This is a genomic window from Kibdelosporangium philippinense (genome assembly GCF_021390435.2).
GTDB classification, from domain to species: Bacteria; Actinomycetota; Actinomycetes; order Mycobacteriales; family Pseudonocardiaceae; genus Kibdelosporangium; species Kibdelosporangium philippinense.
Genome location: NZ_JAJVCN010000001.1, coordinates 1419300 through 1433348, shown reverse-complemented (window position 1 = coordinate 1433348; position 14049 = coordinate 1419300). Strand labels below are relative to the sequence as shown.

4 protein-coding genes are annotated in these 14049 nt (G+C 65.8%); 1 reads left to right on the top strand and 3 read right to left on the bottom strand.

Annotation, left to right across the window (positions count from 1 at the left end):
- Positions 1 to 61: 61 nt before the first annotated feature.
- Positions 62 to 1021, bottom strand: coding sequence for a TauD/TfdA family dioxygenase (locus LWC34_RS57945; RefSeq protein ID WP_233723651.1), 960 nt, complete (start codon positions 1019 to 1021; stop codon positions 62 to 64).
- Between the two features lie 532 nt (positions 1022 to 1553).
- Between LWC34_RS57945 and LWC34_RS06490 the strand changes: the two genes are divergently transcribed.
- Positions 1554 to 3128 carry an ArnT family glycosyltransferase gene (locus LWC34_RS06490; RefSeq protein WP_233723649.1) on the top strand — a complete coding sequence of 525 codons (1575 nt, stop codon included), beginning with the start codon at positions 1554 to 1556 and terminating at the stop codon, positions 3126 to 3128.
- A 621-nt stretch (positions 3129 to 3749) separates the two neighbouring features.
- On the opposite strand, the gene LWC34_RS06485 is transcribed toward LWC34_RS06490, so the two are convergent.
- Positions 3750 to 4964, bottom strand: a complete 1215-nt coding sequence (locus LWC34_RS06485; RefSeq protein ID WP_233723636.1) for an MFS transporter — start codon at positions 4962 to 4964, stop codon at positions 3750 to 3752.
- Complete coding sequence (locus LWC34_RS06480) at positions 4961 to 14023, bottom strand: non-ribosomal peptide synthetase (RefSeq protein WP_233723634.1); 9063 nt, start codon at positions 14021 to 14023, stop codon at positions 4961 to 4963. Before LWC34_RS06480 ends, LWC34_RS06485 begins: the two co-directional genes overlap by 4 nt.
- Positions 14024 to 14049 lie beyond the last annotated feature (26 nt).

Genomic DNA, 14049 nt, shown 5'->3' with positions numbered 1-14049 from the left:
TGACGGGTGAAACTGGGCGGTCAGAGGTCTGCACCCGCCAGCCGGAAGGCAGACATCGAGATCACGCGACGATGCGGGACCGCTCGCCGGTCAGCATGAACATCCGGCGAATGTCACGGAGCACGTTGACACGCTTCAACCAGCGGTCGTTTCCGTCGTACCGCGGCTCGAACGGCTCACGGCCGTGCACAACACGGTAATTGTCAACGAAAATCGCGTCGCCAGGCTCAAGGACGACCCTTTCCAACGCGGCGACACTGTACTTGTACAGCTCGGCGATGGCGTCAAGGGCTTCCTGGTCGTTCTCGTCCGCGGCGGTGGTGTCGTCGAAGTCGATCCGCAGGTAGCGCGACTCGGGCGGTCCGAACAGGATCGCGTCGACGTCCACCGCGTCGGTGTCGTGGCCGTGCGGCCCGATGTGCGACTGGTCGGGGCGGTGGTAGAACCGCTTCTCCGACAGGATCTCGGCCAGCTTCTCCGGCAGGTTGAGGTTGTCCGCGCGCACCACCGTGGTGCCGACCTTGTCCGGGTTACGCAGGCAGAACAGTGCCACATAGTCGCACCGGCACGGGTGGAAGGCGTCCTCGGTGTGCAGCGACAGCGGGGCCGTGCTGCTCTGGCTGGTCTCCGAGCGCTCCATACCGGGCGCCGGGCAGACGTCGTGCACAATGCGGCCGTTTTGCTGGTCGCCCCAAGCGAATGGCTCACCGAGCCCAGCGGCGATCAGCGAGAGAACGATCTCTTCGCGCGTACCGGCGCCGATCTTCTCGGCCATGTCCCAGCCGGTCGGCGTCGGCTCAAGCTCGGGGCTCAGCGGCAGGCCCGACAGCACCATCAGATCGGTCTCGGCCGTCTGGCTGCGCCGGAAGAACTGGCGAACCCGGATGGGCAGCGACTCGGCCACGGCCTTGGCGTGCGAGGCGAACTGGACCGCGTCCCACTGGCCGTACTCGTCGAGCACGTCGTCGACCAGCCACTCGATCTGCCTGCGCTCGTTTGGTTCGATGACAAGCCTTTTCACACAAACGTCCTTCCGTTCCACCGGCCGGCGATTTCTCTCGTGACCGCGTGATGGGTATGCACGTTTTCCGGAATTACCGCCGGAATCCGCCCAGGAATCGCTGCCGCTCAGGTGGTGGATTGATGGCAGAGAAGTTCGGTGCGGACTGTTTGCCTCCGGCTCGGCTGGCCAGTGCACGTGGCCGAGCCGACTGGGGGTGTCGGAGGCAAACAGTCCTACTGCGGCCCTGGGGAAGGCACGCAGCAGGTTCACCGCGAAGGTAGCCACCGTCAGCCAGCACAACGTCGCTGTTCATCCGGGCTCCTTGGCTGCCGATAATCTGGCGGCTTCAGCTTCGCCGAACCGTCAGCGCACAGCCATGTTTTTGACCGACGGGTGAAACTGCGCGATCAGAAGCGCAGCCGTCAGGCAATCGTGACGCTGTTATCCGGGCAGCTTTCCCTGTAATTCAACATGGTCGCCTGTGGCCGAAGCAGTGGAGACAATCCGCTGGCACCGAAAGGCCGAACCCACTGACGGAAAGAGTAGACACGTGGCGACCAAGCTGGAAAGTCCTCCGTTAGCGTCCAAGGACGAACGAACAGCGGCTCCCGTGCTGAACCGCTGGCCACTGCTCGCCGTCTCCGCAGGAGTGACCGCACTGCTCCTGGCCCTGTCAGGACGGTACGGCTACCACGTCGACGAGCTGTACAACCGGGTGTCCGGGCAGCACTTGGCATGGGGGTTAGTCGACCAGCCCCCGTTGGTGTCATTGATCGCCTGGATACAGACAACTTTGCTAAGGGACACGCTGACGGCGTTCAGGGTGGTCCCGGCGTTGTTGGCCGGTGTGGTTGTGTGGGTCGCGGGGCTCATTGCGCGCGAACTTGGTGGTCGCGGCGGGGCTCAGGTGTTTGCCGCTGCCGCGACGGGGTCGACGGTCGTGACGCTTAACGCGGGGCACGTGCTGACGACCAACATTCCTGACCTCGTGGCTTGGGTCACGCTGGGGTGGTTGGTAATCCGCTTGTTGCGTACACGCGATGCGAGGCTGTGGCTGGCTATAGGCGTGGTCACTGGCGTGGGTTTGCTTGCCAAGAACCTCATTGTGCTGCTGCTTTTGTCTGTGCTTGTGGGCGTGCTTGCGTTGGGGCCACGGGATGTTCTGCGCAGCCGTCACTTGTGGATCGGTGCTGCGCTTGCCGCTTTGATCGCGGCTCCGGCTGTCGTCTGGCAGGTCACGCACGGTTGGCCCGCGGTGGAGATGAGCGAGGCGTTGTCTACGGCCCTGGGGTCCGACTCGCGGGTCGCGTTCTTGCCGTTCCAGCTGCTGATGATCGGTCTGTTCCTGGCTCCCGTGTGGATCGCTGGGCTCGTGGCTTTGCTGCGTCGCGCGGAGTGGCGTGAGTACCGGTCGATCGGTTTCGCGTACCTGTTCATGGTCGTGCTGCTGATCGCTATTGGCGGGAAGCCCGAGTATCCCGGGGGTTTGCAGGTCGTGCTCTTGGCCGCGGGCTCGGTTGTGGTGGCTCAGTGGGCTCGGACGACCGTCAAGCGCTCGCTGGCCGGTGTGGCGCTTGTGGGCAACGTGCTGCTGTCTGCTGTGTTGATGCTGCCGGTCCTGCCGATTACCGTTTATGGCTCGAACCCGGTGCTTGAGCAGCTGGGCGTCTTCCAGCACGACCAGTCCGGCTGGCCTCAGCTCGCGCAGCAGGTTGCCGCCGTGCCGCTTTCTCCTGAGGAACGCGCTCGGGCCGTCATCTACGCTAACCATTACGGCACAGCGGGTGCACTGGATCGCTATGGTCCGGAGAACGGGCTTCCTCGGGTCTATAGTGGACATAACTCCTTTGCGGACTTTGGTGTGCCCACTGATGACAAGACCGTAGTTATCGCGGTTGGCGTGAATCGGGAGACTTTTGGAGCGCTGTTCGCTCGGTGTGAGCCTCGGGGGACGTACGTGAACGATCTGCCTGTTGCCGACCGGGGTGCTGAGTTTCTGGTGTGCAGCGGGCCTCGGGAGCCTTGGGCTCAGATGTGGACGAAGCTTCGGTGGATTGGGTTCTCTTGTCCGTATACGTCTGAGGTTGTTACTGCCAAGAGCGAGAAGGGTTGCTGGAGCGAGTAAGCTTCGCTGGTTTGCGGATTGCGCGTGTCGCTTGGGGCGGTGTTCCTCTTTCTGAGGACACCGCCCCTTTTCTTTCCGTGGTTGCCGTGGCTACGTTCCGGTTCCAGCCTGGTTGCTGTGGCTATGTTCCTGTTCCAGCGTTTCGGTGGTCACCGCGGCTCGATTTGGACATGGGAACCCCGCGCGGCAATGCCACTGACTTAAGCATTCCAGCTGGTCGCACGCGGCGCAGGGCCGACTGTCGGTGACATTTTATGTCCACAATGGACGATTGACAGTCACATGAGTCCCACTTGCCACGCGTGTCACCCAGTTGAGCGTCCATTGTGGACGACAGGTCGCCTCACCAGTCACACCTATCACACACGCCACGCCTATGACAAGATCGAGTGCCGTGAAGGTCACCTTGACGGCGTTGAACGCGCCGAATCTTCCCCTCACGGACCGTCGCGGGCCTGAATGAAGGCCACCGTGGACAGTCCGCCGACCGGCAGCGGCGCGGCCACACCGTGCTTACGCGCCTGGCGCGGGGTTCCCATGTCCAAATCGAGCCGCAGCGACCACCGAAACGCCGGGACCGGAACAAAGCCACAGCAACCACGGAAGGAAAAGAAACCGCAACTAACTCAGCGTGGGAAACCGGCGAAGGGTACGACTAAGAGTGGAGCCCACAGCGACCAAAGCCAGACAAGCACACCAGATCAGCAGGCTGCCCTGGCTATCTCCGTCCGTCATCAGCAACCCCCCGACCAAAGGCCCGATCGCACCGGCACCACCGGCGAAAAGGCCGACAACCCCACTTAGCCTGCCGCGCAACGCATCCGGAGCGACGGTGAGCTGGTAGGTCATGACGGTCGTGAAAGCGGTGGGGATGCAGAACGCGATCCCGCCGAGCACGACGCCAGTCCACACACCAGTCGGCACGAAGGCCATAACCAGCGTCAACGCCGCACCGACCCAAGGAAACCCAACGATGACCGCGGGCGCGGGCAGAAGGGCGTGCAGGCGGCCCGCGACAGCAGCACCAAGAAGCCCACCGACACCGAAGCCAATCATGATCACGCCTAGCTCGCCGGGAGCCATGTCCTCTTCACCGGACGCGGCCAGCACGATGATCAACAGAGCTGAAATGAACAGCTCACAGCACATCAGCCAGACGACCGTCGGCCTGATCACCTTGTGCCCCAACACCCACCGGAACCCATCAACAAGCGCGGCGCCCGAATTCTGAGGCTCCGCGACACGCGCAGGAAGACGAAGGAAGCACAGCACCAAGCAGGACAACGCAAGGAGAACGACGGCCACGGCGAAAGGAGCCATCGGCGACACAGCGAACAGAAACCCCGCACTCGCCGGGCCGATCAAAGTGGCGATATAGCGGCGAACCGTGTTACGCGCCACCGCGTCCGACAGCTGCGAGTCGGGTACGACCTGTGGCAGGGCGGCATGCTCAGCCGGATCGAAGGCCGCGCCCATCAGCCCCTCCGCCACCGCGACCACAAGCACGAGAGGCAAAGAGAAGTTCCCGGTGAACAAGGATACAGCAAGGATGGCCATAGCGACCGTACGAACGCACTGGCACACGAGCATGATCAGTTTACGGTCGTAGCGGTCCACAAGCACGCCCGCAGGAACATTGGCCGCCATGGTGGCCGCAGCGATGACGGCGGTGACGGCCCCCATCTGGAGTGACGAACGCGTCGCCGCCAGCACCATCAAAGGGAACGCGATGAGGCTCAGCTGGCCGACCAATTCGGACACCAGCTGACTGCCCCACAGCACGTTGTAGTTCCGGTTGCGCGACAACGGCACCGCGGAACGGGCCTCGACAGTCATACGGACCGCCGAAGCAGCCGCCCGGCAAGCTGCAGCAGCTCAACGCGGCCCGTCTCCGGGTCACGGATGAACCGGCCGGTGCGCGGCACCCCACCGCCCGAGGTGGTGAACCGCAGGTCCGAATAGCAGGTCAGCGCGGAAGGCGGCCCCGACAAAAGCGAAAGCGTAAGCCCAGGTTCAACCACACAGTCCCAATCCCCATTGACGTACCGGCCCACGCACTCGGCCGGACCATCGACTGACAAGCCCGGATCAGCCAGGACTCGCGTCGAATGGTTGGCCACGGAAAGGCCAGCCGCGCCAAGCTCGGCAAGCAGGTCCTCCCACAACTCAAGCCCAGTGCTCGCGTTCGTGTTGAGCGCGACCGCCGTACCGGTGACAGGGTCGAAACGCAGGTGCGACCACGTACCGTCGCCACTGCCGTCATGCCCGTTCCATTTGCCGCCGTACACAGCCCAACCAAGCCCCCAGCCGTCCGCGAGGCCGAACGGCCCGATGGCGATGTCGCCGGTCTCGTCGCGGAACATCCCGGACGCGGCCAGGCGCACGAGGTCAGCCGCGCTGGCCACCAACCCGGCAGCGGGGTCGTCGATCGGAGTGAATGACTGTTCAGGCACGGGAATCAGTCGGTCTCCCACCACATGCCCTTGTGCGACCTGACGCGCACCTGAGATCCCGAGCGGCGCCAGCACCATCGACTCCACGACGGTCCGCCAGTCCTTGCCGGTCAGCACCTCCACGAGACGGCCCGCAAGCACGTAACCAACGTCGGAGTACGAGAACACCGTGCCCGGCTCGTAAGCCACGGCCGTCGAGTCACAGTGCCGCTCAACCCACTCGCGCCGAGATGCGCTCGGCACACGCTCATCGATCGCGGCGATGAGCCCGCTCGTGTGACTCAGGATCTGTCGCGGAGTCACACGACCAACCGGACTCACAGCAGACAGCTCGGGCAGATACGCGCCAATAGGAGCATCGAGGTCGAGTCGCCCCTCTGCCGCGAGCAACTGTACGAGCAGCGCGGTCACGGGCTTGGTGAGCGAGGCTATGGGGAACGCAGTGTCCGTGGTAACTGGCAGTCCTGCTGCCCGCTCCCCTGTCTCGACAACGATCAGCTGCCCCCGGTGGCGTACGGCAAGCTGCGCGCCCGGCACTCGATGCGCCTGCGCCAACGAAGCGAGCCGCGCGGCCAGAAACGAATGGCTAACTGCCGGAGCCACAACGTGCTCGACAACCGGCGCAGCGACGGCCACCTCCACGGGCGACGGAGCGACCGTGGGTTCACCAGCCCGTACGGCGACCGTAGCCAAGCGTTCGATGGTCGGATACGAGAACAGGTCCTTCGGCACGATGCGCCACCCAGCGCGTCGCGCCCGGAACACGACCTGCACGCTGAGCACCGAGTTGCCGCCCAGCTCGAAGAAGTCGCCGGTCACGTCGATAACGGAGACCGGGTGACCGAGCACGTCCGCCCAGATCTCGGCGAGCGCGGCCTCGGTCTCGTCACGCGGCGCGACGCGCGGCTTGTCAGCGTCGACCACCACACCAGGGGCGGGCAGCGCGCGCCGGTTGACCTTTCCACTTGGCGTCAACGGGAACACGTCCATCGCCACGAAGAACGCGGGCACCATGTACGACGGCAGGAACTCCCGCAGGTGCGCCTTGAGCTCCGAGGGCTGTACGTCCCCGGCGGGCACGTAGTACGCCACCAGCTGCTTGTCGCCCGGCCGGTCCTCGCGCGCCACCACCACAGCCGAGCCCACCGCATCATGGCTGTCCAGCACGGTCTCGATCTCGCCGAGCTCGATCCGGAAGCCCCTGATCTTGACCTGGTCGTCGACCCGGCCAATGAACTCCAGTACCCCGTCAGCGCTCCACCGGACCACGTCACCGGTGCGATACATCCGCTCGCCCGCAGGCCCGAACGGATCGGCGACGAACCGGCCGGCGGTCAGGTCGGGCCGATTCGCGTAACCCCGCGCCACACCTTCACCAGCGATGTAGAGCTCCCCCGGAACACCAGGCGGAACCAATGAAAGACCAGCATCGAGCACGTACACCCGGGTGTTGGCGATCGGCTTGCCAATCGGCGGCGCACCCGCGCCACGCACCAGCTCAGCCGCAGTGGACCAGATTGTGGTTTCCGTTGGGCCGTAAACGTTTGTCACCGACGGCGACCCCGTTGTCAGCGCCTCGGCCAGTTCAGTCGGCAACGCCTCACCGCCGACGAGCACACGGATCCGAGCGAGCACATCAGGGGCGGCATCGGCCACGCCACGCCACAAGCTCGGCGTCGCCTGCACGACCGTCACGCCCTCGTCGCGCACGATCCGGCGCAGCTCCTGGGGGTCGAGGACCAGTTCCTTCTGCGCCAGTACCACGGTCGCACCGCTGATCAGCGGCACGAACAACTCAAGGTGCGCGATGTCGAAGCCGATGGTCGTCACGGCAAGCAGCCGGTCCGCCGGGGTCATCCCGGTCCGGTCCTTCATGTCCAGCACGAAGTTGGTCAGGTTGCCACGGGTGACCACCACACCCTTCGGCTTACCGGTGGAGCCGGACGTGTAGAGCGAGTAAGCCGCGTTGTCCAGACGAGGTGGCATGGTCAGGTCCGGCTTGGTCGCCTGGTGGCCCGCCATAGTGGCGACCAAGCCGGGGTCGGTGAGCGACAGGCACGGCGTGCCCTCAAGGACGGCCTCGCCGCTGGTCAGCGCCAGGACCGGGGCTGCGTCTTCCACCATGTACGCAAGGCGTTCGCTTGGGTGGTCCAGGTCGAGTGGCAGGTAGATCGCGCCCGTTTTCATCACCGCGAGCATGGCGACCAGCAGTTCGGGCGTCCGCTGGATGGCCAGTGCGACCATCTGCTCGGGCCTGATTCCCAGCGATACCAAGTGATGCGCGAGCCGGTTCGCGCGGGCATCCAGCTCGGCGTAGCTCAACCGGGCGTCCCCGCACACCAGCGCGATGCCGTCCGGACTGGCAGCAACCTGCCGTTCGAACAGCTCGATCGTGGTGGCCTGTCCGGTCTCCCGAGAGGTCGCGTTCCACTGGCGCAACAGGAGATCCCGCTCCGCGGAGGGCAGCGCGGGCAGCCGAACTAGTGGGGCCTCGGCATGATCGGCGAAGGCGTCGAGCACGGTCGCAAGGCGTTCGGCGATGCGCTGCACGGTGTCCGCGTCGAACAAGCGCGGGTCGTAGCCGAGACGAAGGTGCAACTCGTCGGTCGTGAACGCGGTGAGCGTCAGCGCGTAGTTGGTCTCCTCCGCGCCCGTGCTGTCACGCACCACGAGCCCGTACCGTGAGGCAGCGTCGCGGTCGTACGGGAACGACTCGAAGATGACAAGGCTGTCAAAGACGCCCGACTCGCGAGGCACCTCGCTCCAGCTACGCACCTGCGCGAGCGACACGTGCTCGAACTGACGGGCCTCGACCTGCTCGTCTTGCATGCGCCGCAGCCACGACACGAGGTCCTGGCTGCCGTCCACGGTCGCGCGCACAGGCAGCGTGTTGATGAACAGCCCGACGATCTCGTCAGCACCCGCGAGTTCGCCGGGACGGCCAGAGACAGTCGCGCCGAAGCACACGTCACGCTCGCCACTGTGCCGCGCGAGCAACAGCGCCCACGCGCCCTGAACGACGGTGTTCACCGTCAGCCGCGCGTTCTTGGCGAACTCGTAGAGCCGACGCGAGCTCTCGGCCGACAACGCCAGGTTTACGTCACGAGAGGACCGCGATCCGTGCGCAGTCAGCGGTGCACGGTCGAACGGCAACGGCGTAGCCGCCGTGAAGCCCGCCATCGTGCGGCGCCAGTACGCCTCCGCGGCGGCACCGTCCTGTTCCGCGAGCCATTGCACGTAGTCCCGGTACGGGCGACGCGGGTTTGGCGCCGCGGACCCGGCGTGCTCCTCGAAGACCTGCGCCAGGACGTCGGCGAAGCTCCACCCGTCCAGGAGCAAGTGATGGGAGGACCAGAAAACCCGGACACTCGTCGCCGACAGCCGGGCGATGGTCAGCCGCATCAGCGGCGCCTCGGCCAGGTCGAGCTCCAGCGAGGGCAGGCTTTCCCACAGCGACTGCAACTCGGCCGCACTGTCCGCACCGGACAGGTCGAGGTGCGTGACGGGAAGCTGGACATCGCGGTGGACGACCTGGAACGGAATGTCCACATCCCACCCGGCAATGGCCGTACGCAGGATCGGCGTGCGGTCGACCACACGCTGGAACGCGGCCGCCAACCGAGCCGGATCGTCCACGCCGTCCAGAGTCGCGGCGAAGTGCGTGAGGTAGACGTCGCCACCATCACTGTCGAGCGAGTGGAACAGCATGCCGCTCTGCATCGGCGTGAGCGGGTAGATGTCCTCAATGGACCGTCCGTCACCCGCGATGCGGTCAACGCCCGCCTGATTGAGGCCAGCCAGCGGGAAGTCCGACGGAGTGCAGCCACCGGAACCAGGCAGCGCGCAGTGCTCGACGATCTGCTCAAGCGCCGCAAGGAAAGCATCGGCCAGCCGCGCGACCGTCTCCTCGCGGAGGATGTCCGGCGAGTACTCCCAACCGAACTCCAGCTCGCCGTCACGGACCATTCCGGTGACATCAATCAGCAACTGCCGGGCCTGATCAGCACTCCGGTCAGGCACCGGATTGGCGCACCACCCGCGAACAAGCCCAGTATCGCTGCCTGCGTCGAAGCGACCGTGGTAGTTGAACCCGACCTGGCACTGACGCCCCTGGCCCAACGAGCCTGGCTCGCCGAGGTACCGCAGGGCGCCGTAGCCAAGACCGCGGGAAGGCACAGCACGCAGCTGTTCCTTGACCGCCTTCAACGTGTCGCCCCAGTCCTCGCTGGCGGGCAACTCCAGCGCAATCGGGAACACCGTGGTGAACCAGCCAACGGTTCGCGAGAGGTCGACGTCACCGAACAGATCCTCGCGCCCGTGCCCCTCAAGCTCGACCGGCACGTTGCCGCCGGTCCAATCGCGCAGCACCCGGGCAAGGGCGCTGAGCAGCACGTCGTTCACCTGTGTCCGGTACGCCTCAGGAACTTTGCGCAGCAACGCATCGGTGCGGTCGGCGTTCAGCCGCCGCGTCAGCGTGCGGGCTGAGCCAACCGTGTTGTGTCCTAAGTGGTCCACCGGCAGCGTGGGAGCGTCCACAGTGGCCCGCTCAACCTGGGTCCAGTACTCCAACTCGGCATCGAACCCGCCTTCGGCAACCAGGCCGTTGAGGCGGTGTGCCCAGTCCTTGAACGACGTGGACTTCGCGCCCAGGTCCACTTTCTGCCCGCTCACCACCTGCGAGTGCGCGGTTTCCAGGTCGGCGAGGATGACGCGCCACGACACCGCGTCCACGACGTAGTGGTGTGCGGCGACGAACAACCGAGGTGCCCGGTCGCCGAGGTTGAACAGCACACCGGTGAACAAAGGACCCGTGCGTACGTCAAAACCTGTCTGCGCCGAGGTAATCGCGGCACGCATGGCCTCATCCTGCGCAGCAGGGTTCAAAGAGGACAGATTGACCATCTCGAACACGGTCCTGTCCTCAGGGGCCGCGTTGTGCTGTCGCCACGTCCCGCCGACCCGCTCAGCCCGGATGCGCAGGGCGTCGTGGTGGTCGTGCACCGCGGCGAAGGCGGTACGCAAGGCACCAGCATCGACCGAACTGTCCAGCTCAAGGAACAGGGACTGGTTGAAATGCCCTGGCGTGTCAGGGAATTCCTCGAAGTACCAGTGCTGCACGGGTGTCAGCGGCATCGGGCCGGTCACCGGGCCCTGCTCGGCACCGGTCGCGGCCAGCACAGTGACCTCGCCGGCCAGCTCGGCGATGGTCTGCCGCAGGAACATCTGCTTGGTGGTCAGCCGCAGGTTCGACCGCCTGGCCAGCGACACCACCTGCAGGCTCAGGATCGAGTCGCCACCGAGGTTGAAGAAGTTGTCCTCGACGCCGATCCGGTCGGGCTCAACGCCAAGAACCTTGGCCCAGACGTCGACGAGCGCGGCCTCGACCGGGTTACGCGGTGGCAGGCGGCGCGACAGGTCGGCCTCGGGCTCGTCCACCACCTCGGGCAGCGCGCGCCGGTCCAATGTTCCGTTCGGGGTCATCGGCAACGCATCGAGGGCCACGATCGCCGAAGGCACCGCCTGGGCAGGAAGATTGCCTGCCAGGAATGCCCGCAGCTCAGCCAAATCCGGCGTCCGCGTGCCCGCGGGCACGACGTAACCGACCAGTCGGGTGTGGCCGCCTTCGCCCTTGCGCGTGGTCGCCGCCGCGGCTGCCACGTCGGGGTGGCGCGTCAACGCGGTCTCCACCTCGCCGAGCTCCACCCGGAAACCACGGATCTTGACCTGGTCATCCGCGCGGCCCAGGTACTCCAAGTTGCCGTCGTTACGCCAGCGGACCACGTCACCAGTGCGGTAGAACCGTCCGGTACCGGGCCCGAGAACGTCGTGCGGGAACCGTTCGGTGGTCAGCTCGGGCCGCTGCCAGTAGCCCTGCGCGATACCGTCGCCGCCGATGTACAGCTCGCCAGCCACACCAATCGGCACCGGGCGGCGCTGCGAGTCCACGACGTACACGGTGGTGTTCACCATTGGCTTGCCGATCGGAACAATCGGCGACGGCTCGACGGGGTCACCGCGCAGCGCGAACACCGTCGAGTCGACCGTCGTCTCGGTCGCGCCGTACGCGTTGACCACGAGCGTGTCGGGGCCGCAGTGCTCGAGCATGTCGGCACAGTCGCCCGCCAGCCAGCCTTCTGCGCCAAGGGAAAGCAGTCGCAGTGAGTGCAGGGCGGTGCTGTTGCGCCAGGCCAGTTCGGCGGTGATCGCCCTGGCCAGCGATGGTGTTGTGGCCAGGATCTGGGGCTGGACCTCGGCGATCAGGTCGACCAGCGCGGGCGGGTCGGTCACCACTTCCGCCGGGCACACGACCATTTCGCCGCCGAACAGCGCCGAGAAGAGGAAGTCGCCGAAGAACAGGTCGACGCCGAAGCTGGCCACGCACACCGCGCGGCCGCGGATCTCGTCCAGGCCGTACTGGGCGTTCCAGGCGCGCAGGATGTGGTGGATGTTGCGGTGGTTGATCAGCACGCCCTTGGGCTTGCCGGTCGTACCCGACGTGTAGATCACGTAGACGAGGTCGTCCACGGTGACACCGGACTCCGGCGGACCGTCGGGCAGCGCGTCGAGCACTGGACGGTCCCGGTCGAGGCACACCACGGCGCCGTCATGTCCATAGACACGGTCGAGCACGGAGGTTTGGGTGATCACAACCGGTGCGGCAGCGTCCTCCAGCATCATGCTGAGCCGCTGCGCGGGGTAGTCCGGGTCGAGCGGCACGAACGCCGCCCCCGCTTTCAGCACACCGAGCAACGCGACCATCGCGTCAACGCCGCGCTCGACACACACGCCAACGAGCGTGCCTGGGCCAACGCCCATGCTCATCAGGTGCCGTGCCAGCTGGTTGGAACGCGCCGCGAGCCCAGCAAAGGACAATTCCTCGCCCGCGCAACTCACCGCAACCGCGTTTGGAGTGAGTGCGACCTGCGCGTCGAACAACTCGTGCACGCACTGGGAGGCTCCGTACTCGACCACGGGACCGTTCCACGCCGTGCGCAGCTGGTGCAGTTCGGGTTCGGTGAGCATGGACAGGGCCTGCATGGGCTCGTCTGGCTGCGCGGCGACGTTGTCGAGCAGGGTCAGCAGGTGTCCGGTCATCCGCTCGATCGTCGCCTGGTCGAACAGTTCGGTGCTGTATTCGACGATCCCGGTGAGCGCGCCGTCAGCCTCGAAGAAGTCGAAGGACACGTCCAGCTTGGCCACGTGCATCGGCGGCTCGACGTCCGTGACCCGCAGGCCAGGCAGTTCGGCCTTGCCTTCCGGTGCGTTCTGCAGGGTGACCATCACCTGAGCCAACGGCGGCCTGCTCGGGTCGCGCTCCGGCCGCAGGGTGTCGACCAGTCGCTGGAACGGAACCTCGTCGTTGGCGAACGCGTCGAGCACAGTGGACCGGACGTCGCCGAGGAAGTCGTTGAAGGACCGTGATTCATCCACTGTGGACCGCAGGACGACAGTGTTGCTGAAGTAGCCGATCACGTTTTCCAGCTCGACCCGGCTACGGCCAGCGGTCACCGAGGCCACCGCGATGTCGTGCTGCCCGGAGTACCGCGAGAACAACAACTGACTCGCCGCCACCAAAGTCATGAACAGCGTAGAGTTGTTACGTGCGGCCAGTTCCGTCAGCCGCTGAGTCAGCTGCGCGGGCACCGCGATCTCGTACACCGCGCCCTTGGAACCGCGCACCGGCGGCCGCGGGCGATCCGTCGGAAGCTCCACAGGGGACAATCCGGCCAACTGCCGCCGCCAGTAGTCAACCTGCCCAGCCACCTCCGGCCCGGCTAGCCGCTCCTGTTGCCAGACGGCGAAATCCGCGAACTGAATCGGCAAATCCGGCAGCTCGACGGGCTCATTGCTCACCCGGGCCGCATAACTGGCGTTGAGCTCGTTGACCAAGATGCTGATGGACCAGCCGTCACCGATGATGTGATGCAAGCCAAGCAGCAGTACATGCTCGTCTGCCGCGAGACGCACCAACGTCACCCGGAGCAACGGACCGCGCCGCAGGTCAAACGGAGTGGCCGCCTCGCGCTTCAGGCAACGGTCAAGTTCCGCGGAAGGCTCCGATAAGTCAGACAGGTCAACGATCTCGACCGGCACGCGACCAGGCTCGTGCACCACCTGCACGCCACGGCCCTCGACCTCGCCAATGGTGGTACGCAACGCCTCGTGCCGCGCAACCACGCCGTCGAGGGCCGCGCGCAGCGCTTCGACGTCCAACTCACCACTCAACCGCAGCACCCGCGGCGCGTTGTATTCGACGCTGCCTGGGTCCAATTCGGTCAGGAACCACAGCCCCTGCTGGCTCACCGACAACGGCAGCGCGCCATCCCGTGACGCCACAGGGATCGAGCGGTCACCGGGCGCGGGTTCCGCCGCACCGGCGAGCTGTCGCATGAGCAGCTCGCGCAAGTGGTCGGGCAGCTCCGCGGCGAGTGGCAAGTCCATGCTGTTCTCTTCCCCCTTGAGTAGAC